The 23,631-nt window shown below is 67.3% G+C and carries 23 protein-coding genes; 7 read left to right on the top strand and 16 right to left on the bottom strand.

Going from position 1 to position 23,631, the window contains the following annotated elements; all coding sequences use genetic code 11:
- The first annotated feature begins 40 nt into the window (after positions 1 to 40).
- Positions 41 to 1,114 carry a glycosyltransferase family 4 protein gene (locus tag MKD50_RS20830; RefSeq protein WP_252668520.1) on the top strand — a complete coding sequence of 358 codons (1,074 nt, stop codon included), beginning with the start codon at positions 41 to 43 and terminating at the stop codon, positions 1,112 to 1,114.
- A gap of 30 nt (positions 1,115 to 1,144) precedes the next feature.
- Here MKD50_RS20830 and dnaE read toward each other — a convergent pair whose 3' ends face one another.
- A complete protein-coding gene (gene dnaE, locus MKD50_RS20825; protein ID WP_252668518.1) occupies positions 1,145 to 4,657 on the bottom strand; it encodes a DNA polymerase III subunit alpha in 3,513 nt (1,170 codons plus the stop codon).
- Between the two features lie 207 nt (positions 4,658 to 4,864).
- Between dnaE and MKD50_RS20820 the strand changes: the two genes are divergently transcribed.
- Positions 4,865 to 5,713, top strand: a complete 849-nt coding sequence (locus MKD50_RS20820) for a sulfurtransferase (RefSeq protein WP_115706313.1) — start codon at positions 4,865 to 4,867, stop codon at positions 5,711 to 5,713.
- Positions 5,714 to 5,733: 20 nt separating this feature from the next.
- On the opposite strand, the gene MKD50_RS20815 is transcribed toward MKD50_RS20820, so the two are convergent.
- The 5 genes from MKD50_RS20815 to rpsP all read right to left on the bottom strand — a co-directional run bounded on the left by MKD50_RS20815 (position 5,734) and on the right by rpsP (position 8,859).
- Positions 5,734 to 6,414, bottom strand: a complete 681-nt coding sequence (locus MKD50_RS20815) for a CoA pyrophosphatase (protein WP_252668516.1) — start codon at positions 6,412 to 6,414, stop codon at positions 5,734 to 5,736.
- A gap of 143 nt (positions 6,415 to 6,557) precedes the next feature.
- A complete protein-coding gene (rplS, locus tag MKD50_RS20810) occupies positions 6,558 to 6,953 on the bottom strand; it encodes a 50S ribosomal protein L19 (protein WP_115706311.1) in 396 nt (131 codons plus the stop codon).
- A 74-nt stretch (positions 6,954 to 7,027) separates the two neighbouring features.
- Positions 7,028 to 7,810, bottom strand: a complete 783-nt coding sequence (gene trmD, locus MKD50_RS20805) for a tRNA (guanosine(37)-N1)-methyltransferase TrmD (RefSeq protein ID WP_252668514.1) — start codon at positions 7,808 to 7,810, stop codon at positions 7,028 to 7,030.
- A gap of 52 nt (positions 7,811 to 7,862) precedes the next feature.
- The gene (rimM, locus tag MKD50_RS20800) at positions 7,863 to 8,486 is read right to left on the bottom strand and encodes a ribosome maturation factor RimM (RefSeq protein ID WP_252668512.1); all 624 of its coding nucleotides are present in this window, start codon (positions 8,484 to 8,486) and stop codon (positions 7,863 to 7,865) included.
- A gap of 121 nt (positions 8,487 to 8,607) precedes the next feature.
- The gene (gene rpsP, locus MKD50_RS20795; protein WP_018007036.1) at positions 8,608 to 8,859 is read right to left on the bottom strand and encodes a 30S ribosomal protein S16; all 252 of its coding nucleotides are present in this window, start codon (positions 8,857 to 8,859) and stop codon (positions 8,608 to 8,610) included.
- Positions 8,860 to 9,011: 152 nt separating this feature from the next.
- On the opposite strand from rpsP, the gene MKD50_RS20790 reads away from it, so the two are divergent.
- The 4 genes from MKD50_RS20790 (at position 9,012) to MKD50_RS20775 (ending at position 11,753) form a co-directional block, all read left to right on the top strand.
- Positions 9,012 to 10,136: a PQQ-dependent sugar dehydrogenase gene (locus MKD50_RS20790; RefSeq protein ID WP_115706308.1), complete on the top strand. Its 1,125-nt coding sequence runs from the start codon at positions 9,012 to 9,014 to the stop codon at positions 10,134 to 10,136.
- A gap of 153 nt (positions 10,137 to 10,289) precedes the next feature.
- The gene (locus tag MKD50_RS20785; RefSeq protein WP_115706307.1) at positions 10,290 to 10,685 is read left to right on the top strand and encodes a hypothetical protein; all 396 of its coding nucleotides are present in this window, start codon (positions 10,290 to 10,292) and stop codon (positions 10,683 to 10,685) included.
- 272 nt (positions 10,686 to 10,957) lie between these two features.
- Positions 10,958 to 11,116, top strand: a complete 159-nt coding sequence (locus MKD50_RS20780) for a hypothetical protein (protein ID WP_252668510.1) — start codon at positions 10,958 to 10,960, stop codon at positions 11,114 to 11,116.
- Between the two features lie 145 nt (positions 11,117 to 11,261).
- Positions 11,262 to 11,753: an NINE protein gene (locus MKD50_RS20775; RefSeq protein WP_115706306.1), complete on the top strand. Its 492-nt coding sequence runs from the start codon at positions 11,262 to 11,264 to the stop codon at positions 11,751 to 11,753.
- A 319-nt stretch (positions 11,754 to 12,072) separates the two neighbouring features.
- Here MKD50_RS20775 and MKD50_RS20770 read toward each other — a convergent pair whose 3' ends face one another.
- Together MKD50_RS20770 and MKD50_RS20765 are read right to left on the bottom strand one after the other, a co-directional pair.
- Entirely contained in the window at positions 12,073 to 13,302 is a 1,230-nt protein-coding gene (locus MKD50_RS20770) for a PA0069 family radical SAM protein (protein ID WP_252668508.1), read from the bottom strand.
- A gap of 11 nt (positions 13,303 to 13,313) precedes the next feature.
- Positions 13,314 to 13,817, bottom strand: coding sequence for an Lrp/AsnC ligand binding domain-containing protein (locus tag MKD50_RS20765; protein ID WP_115706303.1), 504 nt, complete (start codon positions 13,815 to 13,817; stop codon positions 13,314 to 13,316).
- Between the two features lie 107 nt (positions 13,818 to 13,924).
- Between MKD50_RS20765 and MKD50_RS20760 the strand changes: the two genes are divergently transcribed.
- A complete protein-coding gene (locus MKD50_RS20760) occupies positions 13,925 to 15,229 on the top strand; it encodes a D-amino acid dehydrogenase (protein ID WP_252668506.1) in 1,305 nt (434 codons plus the stop codon).
- A 78-nt stretch (positions 15,230 to 15,307) separates the two neighbouring features.
- Here MKD50_RS20760 and MKD50_RS20755 read toward each other — a convergent pair whose 3' ends face one another.
- From MKD50_RS20755 to MKD50_RS20720, 8 genes are all read right to left on the bottom strand, one after another.
- The gene (locus MKD50_RS20755; protein ID WP_252668504.1) at positions 15,308 to 17,092 is read right to left on the bottom strand and encodes an acyl-CoA dehydrogenase; all 1,785 of its coding nucleotides are present in this window, start codon (positions 17,090 to 17,092) and stop codon (positions 15,308 to 15,310) included.
- 119 nt (positions 17,093 to 17,211) lie between these two features.
- Positions 17,212 to 18,147 (bottom strand): electron transfer flavoprotein subunit alpha/FixB family protein, encoded by a 936-nt coding sequence (locus tag MKD50_RS20750; RefSeq protein ID WP_115706300.1) that lies wholly within the window; start codon positions 18,145 to 18,147, stop codon positions 17,212 to 17,214.
- 18 nt (positions 18,148 to 18,165) lie between these two features.
- Positions 18,166 to 18,915 (bottom strand): electron transfer flavoprotein subunit beta/FixA family protein, encoded by a 750-nt coding sequence (locus MKD50_RS20745; protein ID WP_062797375.1) that lies wholly within the window; start codon positions 18,913 to 18,915, stop codon positions 18,166 to 18,168.
- Between the two features lie 220 nt (positions 18,916 to 19,135).
- Positions 19,136 to 19,933 carry a MetQ/NlpA family ABC transporter substrate-binding protein gene (locus MKD50_RS20740; RefSeq protein WP_115706299.1) on the bottom strand — a complete coding sequence of 266 codons (798 nt, stop codon included), beginning with the start codon at positions 19,931 to 19,933 and terminating at the stop codon, positions 19,136 to 19,138.
- Positions 19,934 to 19,966: 33 nt separating this feature from the next.
- Positions 19,967 to 20,620 (bottom strand): methionine ABC transporter permease, encoded by a 654-nt coding sequence (locus tag MKD50_RS20735; protein WP_092308203.1) that lies wholly within the window; start codon positions 20,618 to 20,620, stop codon positions 19,967 to 19,969.
- A complete protein-coding gene (locus MKD50_RS20730; RefSeq protein ID WP_252668502.1) occupies positions 20,610 to 21,644 on the bottom strand; it encodes a methionine ABC transporter ATP-binding protein in 1,035 nt (344 codons plus the stop codon). Before MKD50_RS20730 ends, MKD50_RS20735 begins: the two co-directional genes overlap by 11 nt.
- 165 nt (positions 21,645 to 21,809) lie before the next feature.
- Positions 21,810 to 22,613 (bottom strand): enoyl-CoA hydratase, encoded by an 804-nt coding sequence (locus MKD50_RS20725; RefSeq protein ID WP_252668501.1) that lies wholly within the window; start codon positions 22,611 to 22,613, stop codon positions 21,810 to 21,812.
- A 12-nt stretch (positions 22,614 to 22,625) separates the two neighbouring features.
- The gene (locus MKD50_RS20720) at positions 22,626 to 23,549 is read right to left on the bottom strand and encodes a histone deacetylase family protein (protein WP_115679712.1); all 924 of its coding nucleotides are present in this window, start codon (positions 23,547 to 23,549) and stop codon (positions 22,626 to 22,628) included.
- Positions 23,550 to 23,631: the final 82 nt, after the last annotated feature.

Here is a 23,631-nt window from a genome sequence, read left to right as displayed (position 1 = left end):
GACGCGGCCGCGCGCCGCCCCACCCTTACCTTCTCGATCGATGAAAGTTGGCATCTCCTGCAATCGCTTCGGCGCCGGCGGCGGCCTGGAGCGCTACGCGCTCGACATCAGCCGCGCCATGGCGAAGCGCGCCGATACCGAGGTCTCGGTCTACGCGCGCCGTTTCGACGCCGGCGTGGCGGCGTCCGCGGGTGTTGCCGCGCATCGGATCGTGGTGTCGTGGCTGCCCGGCAAGCTGCGCGACCGCTATTTCTCGTGGCGGCTGCAGGGGCTGCGCGATACCGGCGAAGTACTGATCGGCTGCAACCGCGTGCGCGGATCCGATATCGCCATCTGCGGCGGCACGCATCGCGGCTATCTCGCCGCGCGCGGCACGCCGGCGCGGCGCTCGGACCAGTGGCAGATCGACCTCGAAAGCGCGCAATATGCCGGCGCGCACCGCGTGGTGGCGCATTCCGCGCTGATGCGGCGCGAAGTGATCGCGCTGTACGGCATCGCGCCCGAGCGCGTCGAGCTGGTCTACCCGCCGGTCGACACGCAGCGCTTCACGCCGGTCGATGACGGTGCGCGTGCCGGGCTGCGGCGCGAATTCGGTTTCGGCGACGACGAGATCGTGTTCCTGTTCCCGTCATCGGGCCATGCGCGCAAGGGCTTCGACCTGCTCGCCGATTATTTCTCGCGCTCGGACCTGCCGATCACGCTGGCGGTGGCCGGCCGCCCGGTCGGGCGCACCATCGCGCGCGTGCGCGAACTCGGCTACAGCAGCCGCATCGACGCACTCTACCGCGCCGCCGACTTCACCATCCTGGCGTCGGGCTATGAGCCGTTCGGGCTGGTGGGGGTGGAATCGGTGCTGTGCGGCACGCCGCTGGTGTTTGCCGACAATATCGCCTGCCTGGAAGTGATCCGGCCGCAGGCCGTGCATGCGTTCTCGCGCGCGCGCGGCGAGACCCTGGACCATGCCATCCGCGCCGCGGTGGCGTCGGTGCGCAGCGGCCAGGCGCGGCTGGCGAACCCGCTCGCGCTGCTCGACTACGATCCGGATATCGAGGTCCATGTCGACGCGCTGCTGCGGCTCGCCGCCGACGCGCGGGGCGCCCGGCACGCCGCCTGAAGCGGCGTCGGCAACGAATTCAGGCCGCGCTTATTCGTAGACCGTGCTGACGGCATCCGCCGACAGCACCTGGCGCAGCGCGGTCAGCGCCTCGTCGGAAGGCACCACCTGCCAGTCGGCGCCGAGCATGGCTTCGCAGCTGGCGGACTTCGCCTCGTAGCGGATCCGCACCGGCAGGCCCTGCGCGCCGCTGGCGCGCGCGAGGTGGGGCATCAGCAGCTCGCGCAGCATGCCGGTCGAGGAATTGCCGTTCATCGCCAGCCGCACCGCGCTGGCAAAGCGCACCCGCGCGGCGACCAGGTCCATCACCGATTCGGCGGTGAAGCGCACGCCGCCGGTGAAGGTATCGTGGCGCGCATTGCCGGTGGCGATCAGCAGTTCGTCCTCGCGGAACATCTGCCGGTTGGCGTCGAAGACCTCATTGAACACGGTCATCTCGACCAGCCCGGTGCCGTCGTCGAGCGTGACGATCAGCATCTTGCCGCGCTGGGTCATCTGGGTGCGCATGCCGCTGATCACGCCGGCGATGGTTTTGCCGCGCACGTCGCGGCCGAAGCCGCCGCCGTTGCCCTGCACTTCCTTTTCCAGCCCGGCCAGCGTGCCCTTGTTGAAGCGGCGTACCTCGTCGCGGTAGGCGTCGAACAGGTGGCCCGAGAAGTAGTAACCGAGCGCCTGCTTCTCTTCCTGCAGCGTGCGCTTGGGGCTCCAGCGCGGCTCGTCGAGCAGCTCCGGGCGGTGCGCGTCGCCGGCGTCGCCCATCAGGTCGAACAGCGACACCTGGTTGGCGGATTCTGCCTTCTGCTCGGCGGCTTCCATCGCGATCGGCACCGACGCGAGCAGCTGCGCGCGGTTGTCGTTGAGGCTGTCGAAGGCGCCGGCGCGGATCAGCGCCTCGATGGTGCGCCGGTTGACCTGGCGGCGGTCGACCCGCTCGCAGAAATCGAACAGGTCGGTGAAGGGCCGCTCCTCGCGCGCGCGCAGGATGTCCTCGATCGCGCCCTGGCCGCTGCCCTTGATGCCGCCCAGGCCGTAGCGGATGGTCTTCGGATCGGTCGGCGCGAAGCGGTATTCGCTGGCGTTGACGTCGGGCGGCAGCACCGCGATCTTGTTGAGCTTGCAGTCCTCGTAGAGGATCTTGACCTTGTCGGTGTCGTCCATGGCCAGCGACATGTTGGCTGCCATGAATTCGGCCGGATGGTGGGCCTTGAGCCACGCGGTGTAGTACGCCAGCAGCGCATAGGCGGCGGCGTGCGACTTGTTGAAGCCGTAGCCCGCGAACTTCTCCATCAGGTCGAAGATATCGTCGGCCTGCTGCGCGGACAGCCCGTTCTTGTCGGCGCCCTCGCGGAACATGACGCGGTGCTGCGCCATTTCCTCGGGCTTCTTCTTGCCCATGGCGCGGCGCAGCAGGTCGGCGCCGCCCAGCGAGTAACCGCCGATGATCTGCGCCATCTGCATCACCTGCTCCTGGTAGACCATGATGCCGTAGGTCTCTTTCAGGACGGGTTCGACGCGCGGATCGGGATACTCCACCTTCTCGCGGCCGTGCTTGCGCGCGCAGAAGCTGGGGATCAGGTCCATCGGGCCCGGCCGGTACAGCGCCACCAGCGCGATGATGTCCTCGAAGCGGTCAGGCTTGGCATCCTTCAGCATGCCCTGCATGCCGCGGCTTTCCAGCTGGAACACGGCGACCGTGTTGGCGGTCTTGAGGATGTCGAAGGCGGGGCCGTCGTCGAGCGGGATATGGCTGCAGTTCCAGTCGGCCTTGCTCGGGTCCAGGCGGCGGATATAGCGCTCGGCCCAGTCCAGGATGGTCAGCGTGGTCAGGCCCAGGAAGTCGAACTTGACCAGCCCGGCGGCCTCGACGTCATCCTTGTCGTACTGGCTGACCACGCCGCTCATGCCGTCGTTCTGCCCGCCCTGCGTGTACAGCGGACAGAAGTCGGTCAGCCTGCCGGGCGCGATCAGCACGCCGCCGGCGTGCATGCCGACGTTGCGGGTCATGCCCTCGACGCGCTGCGCCAGCTCCAGCAGCTGGCGCACTTCTTCCTCGTTGCGCTCGCGCTCGGTCAGCAGCGGCTCTTCCTTCTTGGCTTCTTCGATGGTGACCAGCTTGCCCGGCTTGAACGGGATCAGCTTGGCGATGCCGTCGACGAAGCCGTAGCCGAGGTCGAGCACGCGGCCCACGTCGCGCACCGCGGCCTTGGCTGCCATGGTGCCGAACGTGGCGATCTGCGACACCGCGTCCTTGCCGTACTTTTCTTTCACGTACGTGATCACGCGATCGCGGCCGTGCTGGCAGAAGTCGATGTCGAAGTCGGGCATCGAGACCCGTTCCGGGTTCAGGAAACGCTCGAACAGCAACGCGTACTTGAGCGGGTCCAGGTCGGTAATGCCCAGCGCATAGGCGACCAGCGAGCCCGCACCCGAGCCGCGGCCCGGGCCCACCGGCACGCCGTTGTTCTTGGCCCAGTTGATAAAGTCCGCCACGATCAGGAAGTAGCCCGGGAAGCCCATCTTGATGATGGTGCCGGTCTCGAACTCCAGCCGTGCGTAGTATTCCGAGCGCTTCGCCTCGCGCACCGCCTCGTCCGGGAACAGCACCGCGAGGCGCTTCTCCAGGCCATCCTTGGCCATGAACACGAGGTAGTCGTCCAGCGACATGCCATCCGGCGTCGGGAACAGCGGCAGGCGCGGCTTGCCCAGCTCCAGCGTCAGGTTGCAGCGGCGCGCGATCTCGACCGCGTTCTCCAGCGCCGACGGGATGTCGGCGAACAGCGCGCACATCTCGTCCTGGGTCTTGAAGTACTGGTCGGTGGTGAAGCGCCGCGTGCGGCGCGGGTTGGCGAGCAGTTCGCCCTCGGCGATGCACACGCGCGCTTCATGCGCGGTGTAGTCGTCCGGCGTCATGAACTGCACCGGATGCGTGGCAACCACCGGCAATTGCAGCTCGGCCGCCAGCTGCACGGCCTGCTGCACATAGGCATCGGTGCCGGCATGGCCGGCGCGCTGCAGTTCGATATAGAAGCGCTGCGGGAACACCGAGGCCCAGTGCTGCGCGGCACGGCGCGCGCCGTCGGCGTTGCCGTTGGCCAGCGCCATGCCGATATCGCCGCCCATCGCGCCCGACAGCGCAATCAGGCCGGTGGCCAGCGGCAGGGCGTCTTCGCCCTGTTCCAGGAACCACGACGGATCGATCTCGGCGCGGCCGCGATGCTGGTTGCCCAGCCACGCGCGCGACAGCAGCATGCACAGGTTCAGGTAGCCGCGCCGGTCCTGCACCAGCAGCAGCAGGCGCGCGGGCTTGTCGCGGTCCTCGGCGTTGGTCAGCCACACGTCGGCGCCGACCACCGGCTTCACGCCCTTGCCGCGCGCTTCCTTGTAGTAGCGGATCAGCCCGAAGGCGTTGGCAAGGTCGGTCAGGGCGAGCGCGCCCATGCCATCGGCGGCGGCGGCCTTGACGGCATCATCGAGGCGGACAATGCCGTCCACGACGGAGTATTCGGAATGCAGGCGGAGGTGTACGAAGCGGGGTGCGGACATGGGCGACATTGTACCGGCTCGGCCCGCCGGCATGCCGCCAATGTTCGTGCCACGGGAGCCGGCGCGCCGCGGCGCATAGCTGATCGGCGTGCTGGGGTATGCGCCGCGGGAAGCTTGCGCGCACGCTATAATTTCGCCTTTCCAATCAGGCAGTTATCGCAGGCTGTCGGCGCCCCTCGGGACGCCGCCGCGGCGGCGCAGTGTCCCATGCAGATCGTCAATATTTCCGCTTACAAGTTTGTCTCGCTGGACGACATCGAGACCCTGCGCCCGGCCATGCGCGAGCGCTGCGAGGCGGCGGGCCTGAAGGGCACGATCCTGCTCGCGCCGGAGGGCATCAACATGTTCCTGGCCGGCCCGCGCGCAGCCATCGACGGCTTCTTGGCGTGGCTGCACGCCGATGCGCGCTTTGCCGATATCGCGCCCAAGGAAAGCCTGTCGGACCACCAGCCCTTCAAGCGCATGCTGGTGCGCGCCAAGAAGGAAATCATCACCATGAAGATGCCGCTGATCCGCCCCGAGGCGGGCCGCGCGCCGTCGGTGCGGCCGGTGGACCTGAAGCGCTGGCTGGACCAGGGGCACGACGACGAAGGCCGTCCGGTGGTGATGCTCGATACCCGCAATGATTTCGAGGTGGCGGTCGGCACCTTCGCCGACGCGGTCGAGTACGACATCGCCAAGTTCAGCGAATTTCCCGACGCCGTCGCCGCGCACAAGGCTGAGCTGGCGGGCAAGACCGTGGTCTCTTTCTGCACCGGCGGCATCCGCTGCGAGAAGGCCGCGATCCACATGCAGGAAGTCGGCATCGAGCGCGTCTACCAGCTCGAAGGCGGCATCCTGAAGTACTTCGAGGAGGTCGGCGGCAGCCACTATCGCGGCGACTGCTTCGTCTTCGACTACCGCACCGCGCTGAACCCCAGCCTGGAACCGGCCGGGCCGAAGCAGTGCTTTGCCTGCCGCGCCGTGGTCACGCCCGAACAGCAGCAAAGCCCCCACTATGTGGTAGGCAAGAGCTGTCCGCACTGCATCGGCGGCAAGGACCGGGCCGCCGCCTGAGGGCTGCCCGCGTACGCGGCTCAGGCCGCCAGCAGGTGGTAGAGGTTGCGCAGCATGCCGGCGGTGGCGCCCCAGATAAAGCGCTGGCCGCCGTTCTCGCGCGGATAGGGCATGGCGTAGAACATGCGTTCGCCGTCGACCCAGCGGAACAGGCGCCGCTCATGGTGGGACGGATCCATCAGAAAGGCCAGCGGCACTTCGAAGACATCGGCCACTTCCGAAGCGTCCGGCCGCAGCGTGAAGCCATCGCGCACCAGGCCCACCACCGGGCTCACATGGAAGCCGGTGCCGGTGATGTAATCCGGCAGCGCGCCCAGCACCTCGACATAGTCGCGCTCCAGCCCGACTTCTTCTTCCGTCTCGCGCAGCGCGGTGTCGATGCGGTTGACGTCCCACGACTCCTGCCGCCCGCCGGGAAAGCTGATCTGACCGGCATGCGCGCTGAGATTGGCATTGCGCTGCGTCAGCAGCACCGTCAGGCCATCGCTGCGCTCGACCAGCGGCACCAGCACCGCGGCGTCGCGCAGCCCGCGGCTGCGATCGTAGACCCGTGATTCGTCGGTCAGCTCCGGCGCCCACGCCGGCGGCGCCTGGAAGCGGTGCCGGATAAAGTCGACCTGCAGGCGCGGCGCGCTCAGCGCACCGTTGCGCAGGTCGGTATCGATGACGGGAAGGGATTCGGGATCGAAGGCGGGACGCATAACATCGCAAGTATGACAGAAGCGCGCCATCTGGCGCCGCAGCAAAGCGCGGCGGTGGACCCGCGCGACCATGCAAAAAGGGCACCCTGGGGTGCCCTTCCTGAGGAAACGCTGGCCGGGTTGCCCCGGCCGGCATGTCCAGCTTACTGTGCAGCAGCCTTGGCAGCGACAGCAGCTTTCGACACCAGCTTTTCCTTGATACGTGCGGACTTGCCCGAACGCTGGCGCAGGTAGTACAGCTTGGCGCGACGCACGTCGCCGCGACGCTTCACTTCGATGCCGGCGATCAGCGGCGAGTACAGCTGGAACGTACGCTCCACGCCTTCACCCGACGAGATCTTGCGCACGATGAAGGACGAGTTCAGGCCGCGGTTGCGCTTGGCAATCACGACGCCTTCGTAGGCCTGCACGCGCTTGCGGTTACCTTCCACCACGTTGACGCTGACGACGACGGTGTCGCCAGGCGCGAATGCGGGGATGGTCTTGTTCGCGGTCAGACGCGCGATCTCTTCCTTCTCGATCTGTTCGATGAGGTTCATCGTTTCTTCTCCGTAACCATCGTGCCGGCGTTGTATGCCCCAGGACTTCCCGGGCCCCGGCAGAGGATGGGGTTTTACCTGGCGGGAGTTTCCCCCTGCCCTTCCTTCGCCGCCCATTCCGACAGGTATTTCTCGTCGGCACGGGTCAGCAAACCTTGTTCGCGGGCCGCCTCGATCAGGTCGGGGCGCTTGCGCGCGGTATTGGCCAGCGCCTGCTGGCGCCGCCATTTTTCAATCTCGGCATGATGGCCCCCGAGCAGGATGTCGGGGACCCGCACGCCTTCATATTCTTCCGGCCGGGTGTAATGCGGACAATCCAGCAGGCCATTGACAAAGCTGTCCTGCACCGCGGACTGCGCGTCGCCCAGCACGCCGGGCAGGTGGCGCACCACCGCGTCGATCAGCGCCATCGCCGGTAGTTCGCCGCCCGACAGCACGAAATCGCCGAGGCTGATTTCCTCGTCCACGCGGCGGTCGATCAGCCGCTGGTCGATCGCCTCGTACCTGCCGCACAGCAACACCAGGCCCGGCCGCTGGGCCAGCTCCATGACCTTGACATGCGTCAGCGTCTGCCCCTGCGGCGACATCAGCACCACATGCGGCTTCGGCACGCCGGCTTGCGCCTGCGCCGCCACCGCGGCATCGATGGCATCGTCCAGCGGCTTGGCGAGCATCACCATGCCGGGACCGCCGCCATAGGGCCGGTCATCGATGGTGCGGTAGTTGTCGACGGTGAAATCACGCGGATTCCAGCTGCGCAACGCATACCGCTGTTGCTTGGCCGCCCGGCTGGTAATGCCCCAGTCGGTCAGCGCGCGAAACATTTCGGGAAACAGCGTGATCACGTCGAACTGCATCCGCTCTCTCCCTTCCTTGTTTCACACTGCGTCACACCTGCGCAGTCACTGCTCAGTAATCGAGCCCCCAGTCCACCACGATGCGCTTGCCGACGGTATCCACTGTGCGCAGGAACGCGTCGACAAATGGAATCAGCCGTTCGCCGGCCTTGCCGTCGGGCTGCACGAAGGCAACCTGCAGGATCTGGTGGGCACCGTTGTCGATCAGCCCGGACACTTCGCCCAGCAATTCGCCTTGCTCGTTGCTGACGCTGCAGCCGATCAGGTCGACCCAGTAGAACTCATCGTCTTCCGGCGCCGGAAAATCAGCGCGCCGGATCCACACGCGACGGCCACGCAGCGCTTCCGCCAGGTTGCGGTCGGCCACGCCGGTCGCCTGCGCCACCACGGTGCCGCTGTGCTCGCGCGACTGCGCGATCTTCACGCAAACGGGCCCGGCGCGTGCCGCGTCGGCCGCCACCAGCCCCGCCTGCGGCGGGCTCAGCAACCACCAGCGGCGGGCGTGCAGCAGCGCCGACGCATCGTCGGCATGCGGCTGGACCTTGATCCAGCCACGAATGCCATAGGCAGCGCTGACATAGCCCACCTCCACCAGATCCTCCGGCAGGGCCGCGGCATGCAGCAGCGCCGCGGGCAGCCTGAGCGCCTTGGCCGGCTCGCCCTGCGATCGGTTCATGGACCGGTTCAGCGGCGGCCGCGTCGGCCGCCCGGCGTCCTGCTTTCGCTCAGTCACGTGTGCGCGTGGTCCAATGCAAACGCGCCCCGCCGGTTAAGGCAGGGCGCGTTGCAAGCGGCAATCAGGCAGCAGCCTTGGCGCCTTGCTTGACCAGGCGGGCAACGGTCGGCGACAGCTGCGCGCCAACGCCTTGCCAGTAGGCCAGGCGGTCTTGCGACAGGCGCAGGCCTTCTTCACCTTCGGCTGCCAGCGGGTTGTAGAAACCAACGCGCTCAATGAAACGACCATCGCGACGGTTGCGCGAGTCGGTGGCGACGATGTTGAAGAACGGGCGCTTCTTGCTGCCGCCGCGAGCCAGACGGATAACGACCATGGAATGAGTCCTCAGAAAACGGGGTGTTCAAGGGCGTTCGAACACGAAACGCAAGAGTATAGCCCAATTCCCGAGGCCAAACAAACACTTAGGCGGTTGACGCGTGAACGCGGCGCAGGCATCGTGGCAAAAACCGCGACAGGAGGCCACGCATGCGCCCCGCTCTGCACTTCATGGTCGGCATGGTACCGCGTACGCTGCTGGCGCTCATGGTACTGGCAACGAGCCAGTCCGCGCTGGCCGCCCTGCCGCTGGACCAGCTGCGCCTGCCGCCCGGCTTCCGCATCGAGGTGCTCACCGACGACGTGCCGGGCGCGCGCGCCATGGCGATGTCGCCGTCCGGCACGCTGTTCGTGGGATCGCGCAGCGAAGGCAAGCTCTATGCGGTCAGCGATGCGCTCGGCACGCGCCCGCGGGTGCGCACCGTCGCCACCGGACTGCGCAATCCGCTTGGCGTGGCTTTCCATGACGGCAGCCTGTATGCGTCCTCGGTCTCCAAGATCGTGCGGCTCGACCAGATCGAGGCCCGCCTGGAGCAGCCGCCCGCGCCCAGAGTGGTGAGCGACCGCTTCCCCTCGGACGGCCACCACGGTGGGAAATTCATCGGCTTCGGCCCGGACGGCTACCTGTACGTCGCCACCGGCGCCCCCTGCAATGTGTGCGAGCCAGACGAAGCCCGCTATGCCAACATCGTCAGGATGAAGCCCGACGGCTCCGGCCTGCAGGTGGTGGCGCGCGGCGTGCGCAACACCGTCGGCTTCGACTGGCACCCCGCCACGCGCGAACTGTGGTTCACCGACAACGGCCGCGACCGCATGGGCGACGACGTGCCCGACGACGAACTGAACCGCGTCACCGCGCCCGGCCAGCATTTCGGCTACCCCTACTGCCATGCCGGCAACGTCGCCGACCCGGAATTCGGCGGCAAACGCCCCTGCTCCGAGTTCGTGCCGCCAGTGGCCCGCCTGGGCGCGCATGTCGCCGCGCTGGGCATGCGCTTCTACACCGGCACGCAGTTCCCGCCGGACTACCGCAACAACGTCCTGATTGCCGAACACGGCAGCTGGGACCGCAGCGAGCCCTCCGGTTACCGCGTGGTCCGCGTGGTCCTGGACGCCGCCGGCAAGGCCGTGCGCCAGGAGGTGTTCGCCGAGGGCTGGCTGCGCGGCGGCAGGGCCTGGGGCCGGCCCGCCGATGTCCTGGTCGCGCCTGACGGTTCACTGCTGGTCAGCGACGACCATGCAGGGGCGATTTACCGCATCCGCTACCAGCCCTGAATCCGGCTGAAAGCCGCGTCCGGCGCGGCTTTGTGCGGGCGAAACAATCCGTTACACCGGTAACGGGATTGGCATAGGCGCCCCGATGCCCCATGCGTACCATGAACCCATCTTCCAACAGCAACACAGCGCGACAGGACCCTGGGAATCCGCATGCTCACCCGCTCTCTCCTGCGCGACCTGGTGGCTGGCATCCTGGTGGCCTCGGGCCTGGTCGGCGCGGTAGCCGCCAGCCATGCCCAGGTCGCGTTCTGGCAACAAGTCCGTTCCGATGGCCGGCCCGCCCGGATCCAATCCGGCGATGGCTGGCAGATGGCCAGCGTGCGCGCCGAAAGCCGTGAACACGTGCAGGCCCAGATCGACCGCATGGAGGCGCGCGCCCGCGCCGACGACCGCCTCAGCGGCCGCCGCGCAGCGCTCGCCGGCGCCCGCGACGACAACCGTGGCCGCGGTCCGGAACGCAATCCCCCCAATGACGCCCGCAACGAGCCGCGCCAGGGCCAGGTAGGCCCCGGCTGGCAGGCGCGCGGTCGCGATAACGGCCGCTGACCGGAGCGGCGCCGTTTCCCTGGCGGCTGAAGACCGCGCCCCTCCGCCGCTGCGGAACTCCGCCCCTGACCGGCCTGTCTCTACTTAAGTGTGTGCCCCGATTGCGGGCGCACGCACAGGCTGCCGCCCGGCGCCGTCCGGGGCTCACTGCGTGCCGTCATGTGCGGACGGCAATCGAACTGACCTGCCTCTGCCCGACACCTCCTGCCGGGACCCGACCAAGACGGCCCGGGCGCAGCCTCCAGAATGACAATAATTCTGTGAGGTTTGTCATGTCACCCCTGCTTAGCGACCTGGCCGAACACGCGGGCCAGTTATCGCTGTCGATCCTGTTCATGGGCATCCTGACCCTGGTTCTCTACAGCGAAACCCATATCAGCGAGCACGCCTCGGCCTTTATCCGAGGCCTGCTCGCCGGCGGCTGGCATTAGTGCCGCCCGGCGCCTTTTGACGCACTTCCCTTCCCTGCGCTGACTGCCGGCGTACAATGTGGGCCGGCCGGTACCCTTGCGCCGCCACTTCCCGTGCCGGCGCAATGCCGGCCTGCACCTCAGGCCTGAAACTCTCTTTCCGACCATGCCCGCAGCCACGCCAGCCCGCCACGCCTCTCCGCTCGCCGCGCCGTCCGCGCGCGGCAAATCGAAGCTGCTGACCGTGGCGCTGGCGTTCCTGTTCGGCAGCCTGGGCGCGCACCGCTTCTACCTGGGCGGCCTGCGCGACCTGTATGGCTGGATGCACCTGCTGGCGCTGCTGGCGGGCGCCATCGGCGTGGCCTCGATGGCCACCGGCGCGGGCAGCCCGGCCCTGAACTGGACCTTTGCCGTGGCCGGCGGCATTTCCGTCATCAGCGCCTTCCTGGCGGCGATCGTCTACGGGCTGCGCCCGGACGACAAATGGGATGCCCGCTTCAACCCGCACGGCAAACCCACGCGCTCGGGCTGGCCGGTGGTGATCCTGGTGATCCTGTCGCTGCTGATCGGCACTGGCCTGCTGATGGCGGGGCTGGCGATCAGCTTCCAGACCTTCTTCGAGTCCCAGGTCGAGGCCGCGCGCGAACTGTCGCAATAGGCGACGGCGCGCCGACCCGCGTCTCACGCATCTCTTGCGCGCGATCAAGGCGGCCGCAATCGCCGGTATCGCTTTCCGCCAATTCGCCCATACTGGTAGAGCCGTCCGATCCTGGCGGCGCGACGCGCGGCGAGGCCATGCCCCGGCAGCGCAAAGGAGTAAGAATCGACATGCCAAGCTATGAGGAAGGACGCCTGGCGGCGATCGCCGTCCGGCTGGCGCTGTCCTCGGGACTGCCGCCATCGAGCGCCAAGGCCGCGCTGGAACTCGCCAGCAGCATGATCGGCGACCAGCAGGCCACCGCAGCCGCTCTGAAGGCTCAGAACAGCGAACCCTGCGGATCGTCCTTGCCGCTGGGGCCCACCACTGGCGGGCGAAAGCGCGAAGTATCCAGTTCAAACCGGTTGTAGCGGAAGCCGAGCCGTTCGGCGGCCTTGTAGAAGCGCTGGCGCAGCAAGTCCGCCCACACGCCGGTGCCGCGCATGCGCGTGGCAAAGCTCGCATCGTAGGCTTTGCCTTCGCGCATGTCCCGCACGCGGTTCATGACGCGTTCGGCCCGGTCGGGGAAGTGCGCCTGCAGCCATTCCTCGAACAGCGGCCGCACCTCCCACGGCAACCGCAGCACGATGTAGTTCGCATACACGGCGCCCGCCTCACGCGCCGCTTCCAGCACGCGCTCCAGGTCAGGCTCGGTGATGAAGGGAATCACCGGGGCGATGCTGACCCCGACCGGGATGCCGGCGTCGGTCAGCGCGCGGATGGTGCGCAACCGGCGCGACGGCGTCGCCGCGCGCGGCTCCAGCGTGCGTGCGATGCCGGCGTCGAGCGTGGTGATGGTCAGTGCGGCCACTGCCAGCCGCTTGGCCGCCATCGGCGCGAGCAGGTCGATATCGCGCTCGATCAGTGAAGACTTGGTGATCAGCGCCACCGGGTGGTCACATTCATGCAGCACTTCCAGCAGGCTGCGCGTGATGCGCTGTTCTCGCTCGATCGGCTGGTAGGCGTCGGTGTTGACGCCCAGCGCGATGGTTTCGCAGCGGTACGACGGCCGCGCCAGCGTTTCGCGCAGGCGCTCGGCGGCGTTGGTCTTGGCATAGAGCTGGGTTTCGAAGTCCAGCCCCGGTGACAGGTCGAGGTAGGCGTGCGTCGGGCGGGCGAAGCAGTAGATGCAGCCGTGCTCGCAGCCGCGGTAGGGATTGAGCGAAACGTCGAAGGGCACGTCCGGGGAGGCATTGCGGGTCAGCACGGAACGGGCGCGCTCGAGATGGACTTCGGTGCGGAGCGGCGGCAGCGGCGCGTCGTCCGCGCCCGCGATTGCCTCGAGCGCCGCAGCGGTGTCTTCCGGCACCGGACCCCAGCCATCGTCGAACACTTCGCGCTGGTCGCGCTCGAAACGCCCCTGCAGGTTGCTGACGGCGCCGCGGCCCTTGCGCGCCACGGGCGCTCGCGCGCCGGCCTGCGGCGCCTGCGCCTCGGCATCGGCCTCGCGCCGCGTCGCGCTGGCGAGAGGTCTGGCGGGGGATTTGGGTTTTGGCGGGGGGCGCTCCATGCTTGCCTTCGTCACGCGGCCTGGCTCTTCTCCTCGACCGGGATGGCCAGTGTCTCCTTGATCTCTTCCATTACCACATAGCTCTTCGACTGCGCCGCGCCCGGCAACTGCAGCAGGATGTCGCCCAGCAGCCGGCGGTATTCGCCGATCTCGCGGATGCGCGCCTTGATCAGGTAGTCGAAATCGCCCGAAACCAGGTGGCATTCCAGTACCTCCGGAATGCGCAGCACCTCGCGGCGGAACTGCTCGAACATATTGCCCGATTTGTTGCCCAGCGAGATTTCGACGAACACCAGCAGCGCACTGCCCAGCAGCGCCGGGTTGAGCCGTGCGTAGTAGCCCATGATGACACCATCGCGCTCCAGGCGCTTGACGCGCTCGATGCACGGCGTGATGGTCAGCCCGACCGCCTCGGCCAGGTCTTTCATCGACATCCTGCCGTCGCTCTGCAGCGCGGTCAGGATCTTGCGATCGAGCCGGTCGAGCGTACGCTGGGGCTGGCGACTCGTTCTCATGAGTTTTTCCTGTTTTCCTTAGAAATTCGGTAACTATGACTGCAATGTCTTCAATAGTATAGAGACAAATCCTCTCTATCGTAGTTATCGCAGTTGGAGCCCCCGAAATGCGCGTTCTCGTACTTGGCAGTGGCGTGATTGGCGTCACCAGCGCGTGGTACCTGGCCAGGGCCGGTCACGAAGTCACCGTGGTCGACCGCGAGGCCGGCCCCGCGCTCGGCACCAGCTTTGCCAATGCGGGCCAGATCTCGCCCGGCTACGCGTCGCCGTGGGCCGCGCCCGGCGTGCCGCTCAAGGCGATCAAGTGGATGTTCCAGGAACACGCGCCGCTCAGCATCCGTCCCGACGGCACGCTGTTCCAGCTGCAATGGATGTGGCAGATGCTGCTGAACTGCAGCGCCGGGCGCTATGCCGTCAACAAGGAGCGCATGGTGCGGCTGGCCGAATACAGCCGCGACTGCATCCGCGCGCTGCGCGCGGAAACCGGCATTGCCTACGAAGGCCGCCAGCAAGGCACGCTGCAGGTGTTCCGCACCGACGAGCAGCTGCACGGCGCGGCCAAGGACATCGCGGTGCTGGAACAGGCCGGGGTTCCCTACCAGTTGCTTTCGCGCGAAGAACTCGCCGCGAGCGAACCGGCGCTGGCCGCCGTCCGCCACAAGCTGGCCGGCGGCCTGCGCCTTCCCAATGATGAAACCGGCGACTGCGCGCTGTTCACGCAGCGCCTGGCCAACATGGCCGGCACGCTCGGCGTCCGCTTCCTGTACAACCGCTCGATCGACGGCCTGATGAGCCAGGGCGGTGCCGTTACCGGCGCCGTGGTCGACGGCGAGCCGATGGCGGCGGACCTGGTGGTGGTGGCGCTGGGAAGCTGGTCGACGCAGCTGGTCAAACCTTTCCTGCGCGGCATGTCCAACCTGCCGGTGTATCCGCTCAAGGGCTTCTCGATCACCGTGCCACTCAGCGATGCCTCGCGCGCGCCGGTCTCGACGGTGCTCGACGAGACCTACAAGGTGGCGCTGACCCGCTTCGACGACCGCATCCGCGTCGGCGGCATGGCGCAGATCGTAGGATATGACCGCAGCCTCGACCCGGCCAAGCGCCGCACGCTCGAGCACGTGGTGACCGATCTGTTCCCTGGCGCCGGCGATGTCGGCCAGGCCACCTTCTGGACCGGCCTGCGCCCGATGACCCCGGACGGCACGCCCATTGTCGGCCCGACCCAGGTGCGCGGCCTGTGGCTGAACACCGGCCACGGCACGCTCGGCTGGACCATGGCCTGCGGGTCCGGCAAGCTGCTGTCGGACCTGGTCTCGGGCAAGTCGCCGGCGATCCGTGCCGACGACCTGTCGGTCAGCCGCTACCTGAAGCCGACGCGCCATCACTTGGCGCCGCGTCCGGCAGCCGCCTGATAAAAGGTCGGCTTCCGCAGGCAAAAAAGGGCGACCTTGCCGGTCGCCCTTTTTCTATCCGCGCGCCGCGCGCAACGCTCAGAACTGCTCGGCGCTCAAGGCATTGACCGGCGCCCCGCCGCTGACCACGGCGTCGCGCAAGGCCGATGCCTGCGACAGGATGTGCTCGGCAAAGAAATGCGCGATCGCGATCTTGGCTTCGTGGAAGGCTGGATCGTCGGCGCGCTTCGCATCAGCGGCCAGCATGGCGCGGCCGAACTGCCAGCCGGAGAACACGATGCCGCACAGCTTCAGGTAAGGCACGCTGCCGGCGAAGACCGCGTTCGGATCCGACTTGGCGGTGGCGACGACGAACTCGACCACGGCCTCCAGCGCGGCGCGGCCCCTGGCCAGCTGCGCCTGCACCGCGGTGAAGGCGGCGCCGCCGTGCCGGCCCAGCGCGGCCTCGGTCTCGGCGATCTGCGCGCAGATCGCGCGGGCCATGGCGCCGCCGTCGCGAACGGTCTTGCGGCCAACCAGGTCGTTGGCCTGGATTGCCGTGGTGCCCTCGTAGATCGGCAGGATGCGCGCGTCGCGGTAGTGCTGCGCCGCGCCGGTTTCCTCGATAAAGCCCATGCCGCCATGCACCTGCACGCCGAGACTGGTGACATCGATCGACAGTTCGGTGCTCCAGCCCTTCACCACCGGGACCATGAACTCGTAGAAGGCCTGGCTCTGGCTGCGCACGGCTTCGTCGGCATGCTGGTGCGCCGCGTCGCTGGCGGCCGCGGCAACGTACGCCACCGCGCGCGCGCCTTCGGTCAGCGCGCGCATGGTCATCAGCATGCGCTTGACGTCGGGATGGTGGATGATGGTCACCGCCTCGCGCGCCGAGCCATCCACGGGGCGGCTTTGCACGCGCTCGCGCGCATACGCCACCGCCTGCTGGTAGGCGCGCTCGGACACCGCGATGCCTTGCATGCCGACCGAGAAGCGCGCCGAGTTCATCATGATGAACATGTACTCGAGGCCGCGGTTTTCTTCGCCGACCAGCGTGCCGATCGCGCCGCCATGGTCGCCGAACTGCAGCACCGCCGTGGGGCTGGCCTTGATGCCCAGCTTGTGTTCGATCGAGACGCAATGCACGTCGTTGCGTGTCCCGGTGCTGCCATCGTCATTGACCAGGAACTTGGGCACGATGAACAGCGAGATGCCCTTCACGCCTTCGGGCGCGTCGGGGGTGCGGGCCAGCACGAGATGCACGATGTTCTGCGCCATGTCGTGCTCGCCGTAGGTGATGAAGATCTTGGTGCCGAACACCTTGTAGGTGCCGTCGCCCTGCGGCTCGGCGCGGGTGCGCACCGCGGCCAGGTCCGAGCCTGCCTGCGGCTCGGTCAGGTTCATGGTGCCAGTCCACTCGCCCGAGATCAGCTTGGGCAGGAAGGTGGCCTTCTGCGCGTCGGAACCTGCCGTCAGCAGCGCCTCGATGGCGCCGTCGGTCAGCAGCGGGCACAGCGCGAACGACAGGTTCGCGCTGTTCAGCATCTCGTTGCACGCCGTGGCGATCAGCTTGGGCAGGCCCTGGCCGCCGAATTCCTGCGGATGCAGCACGCCCTGCCAGCCGCCCTCGCCGAACTGGCGGAAGGCTTCCCTGAAGCCGGGCGTGGTGGTGACCACGCCGTCCTTCCAGCTGCTCGGCTCGAGGTCGCCGGCGCGGTTCAGCGGCGCCACCACCTGCTCGTTGAACTTGGCGGCCTCGTCGAGCACGGCCTCGGCCGTCTCGGGGGTGGCTTCCTCGAAGCCGGGCAGCTGGCTGACGGCCTCAAGGCCGGCCAGCTCGTTCATGACGAACAGCATGTCCTTGATCGGCGCACGGTAAGTCATCGATGTCTCCCAACATGTATGAAAAAGCCGTTCGCGGGTCGCCCCCCGGAACGGCTCGTTACTTGCTGCCTGCTGCAATCCGTACCGGCCGCAATGCGGTCGGCACGGCCGGCGCGGCATCAGCCCAGTGCTGCCACCAGCTCCGGCACCACGGTGTTCAGGTCACCCACCAGGCCGTAGTCGGCCACGGAGAAGATCGGGGCCTCGGCATCCTTGTTGATCGCGACGATCACCTTGGAGTCCTTCATGCCGGCCAGGTGCTGGATCGCGCCCGAGATACCGACGGCGATATACAGCTGCGGCGCGACGATCTTGCCGGTCTGGCCGACCTGGTAGTCGTTCGGCACGAAGCCGGCGTCCACCGCGGCGCGCGAGGCGCCCAGCGCGGCGTTGAGCTTGTCGGCCAGCGGCGTCAGCACCTTGGTGTAGTTCTCGCCCGAGCCCACGCCACGGCCACCCGAGACGATGATCTTGGCGGCGGTCAGTTCCGGACGGTCGCTCTTGGCCACTTCGCGCGAGACGAATTGCGAAACGCCCGCGTCGGCCACGGCCGGCAGGGTCTCGACCGCGGCCGAGCCACCTTCGGCAGCGGCGGCGTCGAAGGCGGTGCCGCGCACGGTAATGACCTTGATCTTGTCTTCCGACTTGACCGTGGCAATGGCGTTGCCGGCGTAGATCGGGCGCTCGAAGGTGTCCGGGGCGTCGACCTTGGAGATTTCCGAGATCTGAGCCACGTCCAGCTTGGCGGCCACGCGCGGCAGGATGTTCTTGCCGTACGGGGTGGCCGGGGCCAGGATGTGCGAGTAGTCGTTGGCGATGGCCAGCGCCTGCTCGGCCACGTTCTCGGCAAGGCCGTCGCCGAAGTAGGCGGCGTCGGCCAGCAGGACCTTGGTCACGCCGGCGATCTTGGCGGCGGCATCCGCCGCGGCCTTGGCGTTGGCACCGGCCACCAGCACGTGCACGTCGCCGCCGCATTGGGCTGCGGCGGTCACGGTGTTGAGCGTGGCGCCCTTGATCGATTGATTGTCGTGTTCAGCAATGACGAGTGCAGTCATGTTCTATCTCCCCCGCGCTCAGATAACCTTGGCTTCGTTCTTCAGCTTCTGCACCAGCGTCGCGACGTCCGGCACCATCACACCCGCGCTGCGCTTGGGCGGCTCGACCACTTTCAGGGTCGACAGGCGCGGCTTGACGTCGACGCCGAGGTCTTCCGGCTTGACGGTGTCGAGCGGCTTCTTCTTCGCCTTCATGATGTTCGGCAGCGTCACGTAGCGCGGCTCGTTCAGGCGCAGGTCGGTGGTCACCACCGCCGGCAGGCTCAGCGACAGCGTTTCCAGGCCGCCATCGACTTCACGCGTGACCGAGGCCTTGCCATCGGCCACCACCACCTTCGAGGCGAACGTGGCTTGCGGCAGATTGGCCAGCGCGGCGACCATCTGGCCGGTCTGGTTGGAGTCGTCGTCGATGGCCTGCTTGCCCAGGATCACCAGTTGCGGCTGTTCCTTGTCGATCAGCGCCTTCAGCAGCTTGGCTACGGCCAGCGGTTGCAGGTCTTCGTTCGATTCCACCAGGATGCCGCGGTCGGCACCGATGGCCATCGCGGTGCGCAGGGTTTCCTGGCACTGCGTGACACCGCACGACACGGCGACCACTTCGGTGGCAACGCCGGCTTCCTTCAGGCGCACGGCCTCTTCCACGGCGATTTCGTCGAAGGGGTTCATGCTCATCTTGACGTTGGCCAGATCGACGCCCGAACCGTCCGCCTTGACGCGGACCTTGACGTTGTAATCCACCACCCGCTTGACTGCGACGAGTACTTTCATGCGCTCACTCCACTGATAGCTGATAGTCAGAAATTTTGTTCGCTCGTCATTATAACCACCGGGTTGGCGGCTCTCCTATTTTTCGAACGATCGTACTATTTTATCGGCAAAATGATGCCGGGCATAGGCCCGGCACCTTTTTTACCGGTCAGGCGATTGTGCCGCAAAGCCACGCCGGCAGGCCTCGTCCGATTGGATGAAACCCTCGAGTGACGCCGGCTTACCAGGCGGTGATGACCGATTCCTTGAAGGTCGATGTGACGTATTGCTTGATTTCCGGCGAATGGTAGGCCTTCACCAGCTTGGCCACCCAGGGCTTGCCCTTGTCGGCCTCGCGGATCGCGATCAGGTTGGCATACGGACCCTTCGGACCCTCGATGGCAATCGCATCCTTGGTCGGCGACAGGCCCGCCGATTCCGCGTAGTTGCCGTTGATCGCGGCGGCATCCAGATCATCCAGCGAGCGCGGCAGCTGCGCGGCGTCAAGTTCGACGATGCGGATCTTCTTCGGGTTCTCGACGATGTCCAGCGGCGTCGCCTTCAGGCCCGCGTCGGGCTTGAGCTTGATCACGCCCTTGCTCTGCAGCAGCAACAGGCCGCGGCCACCGTTGGTGGGGTCGTTGGGCACGCCCACGCGCGCGCCCTGCTTGAGCTGGTCGAGCGACTTGATCTTCTTCGAGTACACGCCCATCGGGAACGTCACCGTGTAGGCGATATGCGTGAACTTGTAGCCGCGGTCCTTGATCTGGGCTTCCAGGTACGGCAGGTGCTGGTAGCTGTTGGCATCCAGGTCGCCGGCGGCGAGCGCGGCGTTGGGCTGGATGTAGTCGCTGAACTCGACTACCTGGATATTGAGGCCGTCCCTGGCGGCGACCTTCTTCACCTGTTCCATGATCTGGGCGTGCGGGCCGCCGGTGACGCCGATCTTGATCGGCTTGTCCTGGGCCAGCGCGCCGGTGGCCAGCGAGGCGCCGAGGGCGGCGCCGAGAATCCATTGCAGCAGGTTGCGACGTTGCATGATGTGCGTTCCTATCTCGATAAAGTCTTGGGTTCAGCGATGGCTGATGCGGCGGACCAGCCAGTCGCCGAAGCTCTGCACCGCCTGCACGAACACGATCAGGATCACCACCACCGCCACCATCACCTCGGTGATGTAGCGCTGGTAGCCATAGCGGATGCCGAGGTCGCCCAGGCCGCCGCCGCCGATCGCGCCGGCCATGGCCGAATAGCCGACCAGGCTGACGAAGGTGATGGTCAGGCCGGCGACGATGCCGGGCATGGCCTCGGGCAGCAGCACCTTCCACACGATCTGGCGCGTGGTGGCGCCCATCGACTGCGCCGCCTCGACCAGGCCCTTGTCGACCTCGCGCAGCGCGCTTTCGACCAGGCGCGCGATAAACGGGATCGCCGCGATGGTCAGCGGCACGATGGCCGCGGTGGTGCCGATCGACGAACCGACGATAAAGCGCGTGAACGGGATCACCACCACCAGCAGGATGATGAACGGAATCGAGCGCACTGCGTTGACCACCACGCCGATGGTGCGGTTGAACAGCGGATGCGACAGCACGCCGCCGCGGTTGGTCAGGTGCAGCAGCACGCCCAGCGGCACGCCCAGCAGCGCGCCGACCACGCCCGAGATCGCCACCATCAGCAGGGTCTCGTTGAACGAGGTCAGGAACAGGTCAAACATTTCAGACCACATGCTCGAACTCCTCCACCACGACGCCTTGCGCCTGCAGGTATTCCATTGCCGCCTTCACATCGGCCAGTTCGCCGGTGGCCATGATCGCCAGCGAGCCGAAAGCCTGCCCCTGGATTTCGTCGATATGGCCGTGCAGGATGTTGAAATCCAGCCCGTAGCGGCGGATCGCCTGCGCCAGCACCGGCTGGTCGACGCCCTCGCCGGTGAAGGCCAGTCGGTAGACGTGGTCGCGCCCGTTGCCGAGCCGGCTTTCGACGCGCTTGAGCACGCTCGCCGGCAGTTCTTGCGAGATGACGTCGCCGATCATGGCGCGCGTGACCTCGTGCTGCGGACGCAGGAAGACGTCGATCACGCGGCCGGTCTCCACCACCTGGCCGGCTTCGAGCACGGCCACGCGGTCGCAGACCTGCTTGATGACTTCCATCTGGTGCGTGATCATCACGATGGTCAGGCCCAGCTCGCGGTTGATCTGCTTGAGCAGGTCCAGGATGGAACGCGTGGTCTCCGGGTCCAGCGCTGAAGTGGCTTCGTCCGACAGCAGCACCTTGGGCTGGCTGGCCAGCGCGCGCGCAATGCCCACGCGCTGCTTCTGCCCGCCGCTGATCTGCGCCGGATAGCGGTCCTTCAGCGCCGACAGCCCGACCAGGTCCAGCAGCGGCAGCACGGTGGCGGCAATTTCTGCCCTGGGCTTGCCGGCCAGCTCCAGTGGCAGCGCCACGTTGTCATAGACGGTGCGCGACGACAGCAGGTTGAAGTGCTGGAAGATCATGCCGATTTCGCGCCGCGCCAGGCGCAGCGCGCCGTTGTCCAGCGCGGTCAGGTCCTGGCCGGCGACGACGACGCGGCCGCCGGTGGGCCGGTTCAGCAGGTTGATGGCGCGCACCAGCGTGCTCTTGCCGGCGCCGCTGCGGCCGATGATGCCGAAGACTTCGCCCGCCCCAATCGACAGGCTGACGTCCCGCAATGCATGCACGTCGCCAGACGCGCCCGGGAAGCGCTGCGACAGTCCTTGCAGTTCGATCATGGAAAAGGTGACCAAAAGAAAACGGCAACAGGCGAGGGATCTCCAGCGCTGTTGCCGCTCGTTATTTTTCTGAAGCGCGTATTTTATGCGATTGGCTTCATACCATAAACGACTTTTTGCCGATGTCTTTATGCGTTCCCGGCATATAAAGACCCCGAAAGTCGATCACGAGGCACGCCAGGATGGCGGCCGCTTGTCGATAAAGGCCTGCACCCCCTCCAGCGCCGCATCGTCCATCATGTTGCAGGCCATGGTTTGCCCGGCCAGCTGGTAGGCCGCCTCGATGCCCATCTCGAGCTGGCGGTAGAACAGCCCCTTGCCGGCGGCGACGGCGGCGGCCGGCTTGGCGCAGATGCTGGCGGCCAGCCGCGCCACTTCGGCATCCAGTTCGCCGGGCGGCACCACCCGGTTGACCAGCCCGCGTTCGCGCGCAGCGGCGGCGTCGATCATGTCGCCGGTCAGCAGCATCTCCATGGCCTGCTTGCGGTGCAGGTTGCGCGACAGCGCCACGCCGGGGGTCGAGCAGAACAGACCCAGATTGACGCCCGACACGGCAAAGCGCGCATCGTCCGCGGCCACCGCCAGGTCGCACATCGCCACCAGCTGGCAGCCGGCCGCGGTGGCAATGCCGTGGACTCGCGCGATCACCGGCTGCGGCATCTGCTGGATCGCCATCATCATGCGCGTGCAGCGGTCGAACAGCCGCCGGTAGTAAGCGTGCGACGGCGCCGCGCGCATCTCGCGCAGGTCGTGGCCGGCGCAGAAGGCCTTGCCTGCGCCCGCCAGCACCACCACGCGCACGCTCTCGTCGGCGGCGAGCCGGCGCAGCGCATCGGTGAGCGCATCGAGCAGCCCTTCGGACAAGGCGTTGAACGCCTGCGGCCGGTTCATGGTCAGGCGTGCCACGCCGGCGGCGTCGCGCGATTCGGTCAGCAGCGGCGCGTCGACGCGCGCATCGTTCTCGGCCATGGCGGCGGTCTCCTAATGCTCCAGCAGCACCTTCAGGTGCGCCAGCACGCTGCGTCCCAGCGCGCTGAGGTTGTAGCCGCCCTCCAGGCAGCTGACAATGCGGCCCTGCGCATGGGTGCGCGCGACGTCGACCAGCTGGCCGGTGATCCAGGCATAGTCCTGCTCCACCAGGCCCATCTGGCCTAGGTCGTCCTCGCGGTGCGCGTCGAAGCCGGCCGAAATGAACAGCATCTGCGGACGGAATTCATTGAGGCGCGGTAGCCAGATGGTCTCGACCACTTCACGCACCGCCATGCCGTTGCTGTAGGCCGGCAGCGGGATGTTGACCATGTTCGGCGCCAGATGCTCGGTGCCGCTGTAGGGATAGAACGGGTGCTGGAAGATGCTGCACATCATCACGCGCTCGTCGCCGCGGAACGCCGCCTCGGTGCCGTTGCCGTGATGCACGTCGAAGTCGATGATCGCCACCCGTTCCAGCCCGTGCGCCTGCAGCGCATGGCGCGCGGCAATGGCCACGTTGTTGTAGAAGCAGAAGCCCATGGCGCGGCCGGGCTCGGCGTGGTGGCCCGGCGGGCGCACGCAGCAGAAGGCGTTCTCGAACTCGCCGGCGATCACCGCATCGGTGGCCGCCACCGCCGCCCCCGCGGCCAGCGTCGCGGCAGCGAGCGTGTGCGCGTTCATCGAGGTGTCCGGATCGATCGCGTGGTAGCCGCTCGACGGACTGGCGCTTGCGAGCGCGTCGACGTGCTCGGGCCGGTGCACGCGCTCGAGCTGCTCGCGCGTGGCGGGCGGCGCCTCGCGGCGCTCCAGCAGCCCGTCCAGGCCATGCGAAATCAGGTGATCCTCGATCGCCTGCAGGCGCTCCGGACACTCGGGGTGGAAGTGCCCCATCTCGTGCCGCTGGAACTCGGGGTGCGTGTAATAGCCGGTCGGCATCTCTTATCGTCGCAATGGGTTGCAGTGCGTCGCCATGTTGTCTCCAAACGTTACGTTAGCACAGGCCACGCCAGGGGACCCA

Origin of the sequence: Cupriavidus mimosae (assembly GCF_023952485.1) — a bacterium.
Lineage (GTDB): Bacteria > Pseudomonadota > Gammaproteobacteria > Burkholderiales > Burkholderiaceae > Cupriavidus > Cupriavidus taiwanensis_C.
This window is presented reverse-complemented; position numbering and strand designations above follow the sequence as displayed.

Bases quoted from the DNA above. Each gene is read 5' to 3' on its own strand.
- MKD50_RS20730 (WP_252668502.1), bottom strand. From the start codon at position 21,644: ATGATCGAACTGCAAGGACTGTCGCAGCGCTTCCCGGGCGCGTCTGGC.
- MKD50_RS20735 (WP_092308203.1), bottom strand. From the start codon at position 20,620: ATGTGGTCTGAAATGTTTGACCTGTTCCTGACCTCGTTCAACGAGACC.
- MKD50_RS20780 (WP_252668510.1), top strand. From the start codon at position 10,958: ATGTCACCCCTGCTTAGCGACCTGGCCGAACACGCGGGCCAGTTATCG.
- MKD50_RS20755 (WP_252668504.1), bottom strand. From the start codon at position 17,092: ATGACTTACCGTGCGCCGATCAAGGACATGCTGTTCGTCATGAACGAG.
- MKD50_RS20760 (WP_252668506.1), top strand. From the start codon at position 13,925: ATGCGCGTTCTCGTACTTGGCAGTGGCGTGATTGGCGTCACCAGCGCG.
- rplS (WP_115706311.1), bottom strand. From the start codon at position 6,953: ATGAACCTCATCGAACAGATCGAGAAGGAAGAGATCGCGCGTCTGACC.
- rpsP (WP_018007036.1), bottom strand. From the start codon at position 8,859: ATGGTCGTTATCCGTCTGGCTCGCGGCGGCAGCAAGAAGCGCCCGTTC.
- rimM (WP_252668512.1), bottom strand. From the start codon at position 8,486: ATGAACCGATCGCAGGGCGAGCCGGCCAAGGCGCTCAGGCTGCCCGCG.
- MKD50_RS20775 (WP_115706306.1), top strand. From the start codon at position 11,262: ATGCCCGCAGCCACGCCAGCCCGCCACGCCTCTCCGCTCGCCGCGCCG.
- MKD50_RS20725 (WP_252668501.1), bottom strand. From the start codon at position 22,613: ATGGCCGAGAACGATGCGCGCGTCGACGCGCCGCTGCTGACCGAATCG.
- dnaE (WP_252668518.1), bottom strand. From the start codon at position 4,657: ATGTCCGCACCCCGCTTCGTACACCTCCGCCTGCATTCCGAATACTCC.
- MKD50_RS20720 (WP_115679712.1), bottom strand. From the start codon at position 23,549: ATGCCGACCGGCTATTACACGCACCCCGAGTTCCAGCGGCACGAGATG.
- MKD50_RS20745 (WP_062797375.1), bottom strand. From the start codon at position 18,915: ATGAAAGTACTCGTCGCAGTCAAGCGGGTGGTGGATTACAACGTCAAG.
- MKD50_RS20765 (WP_115706303.1), bottom strand. From the start codon at position 13,817: ATGAGAACGAGTCGCCAGCCCCAGCGTACGCTCGACCGGCTCGATCGC.
- MKD50_RS20770 (WP_252668508.1), bottom strand. From the start codon at position 13,302: ATGGAGCGCCCCCCGCCAAAACCCAAATCCCCCGCCAGACCTCTCGCC.
- MKD50_RS20750 (WP_115706300.1), bottom strand. From the start codon at position 18,147: ATGACTGCACTCGTCATTGCTGAACACGACAATCAATCGATCAAGGGC.
- trmD (WP_252668514.1), bottom strand. From the start codon at position 7,810: ATGCAGTTCGACGTGATCACGCTGTTTCCCGAAATGTTTCGCGCGCTG.
- MKD50_RS20740 (WP_115706299.1), bottom strand. From the start codon at position 19,933: ATGCAACGTCGCAACCTGCTGCAATGGATTCTCGGCGCCGCCCTCGGC.
- MKD50_RS20820 (WP_115706313.1), top strand. From the start codon at position 4,865: ATGCAGATCGTCAATATTTCCGCTTACAAGTTTGTCTCGCTGGACGAC.
- MKD50_RS20830 (WP_252668520.1), top strand. From the start codon at position 41: ATGAAAGTTGGCATCTCCTGCAATCGCTTCGGCGCCGGCGGCGGCCTG.
- MKD50_RS20815 (WP_252668516.1), bottom strand. From the start codon at position 6,414: ATGCGTCCCGCCTTCGATCCCGAATCCCTTCCCGTCATCGATACCGAC.
- MKD50_RS20785 (WP_115706307.1), top strand. From the start codon at position 10,290: ATGCTCACCCGCTCTCTCCTGCGCGACCTGGTGGCTGGCATCCTGGTG.
- MKD50_RS20790 (WP_115706308.1), top strand. From the start codon at position 9,012: ATGCGCCCCGCTCTGCACTTCATGGTCGGCATGGTACCGCGTACGCTG.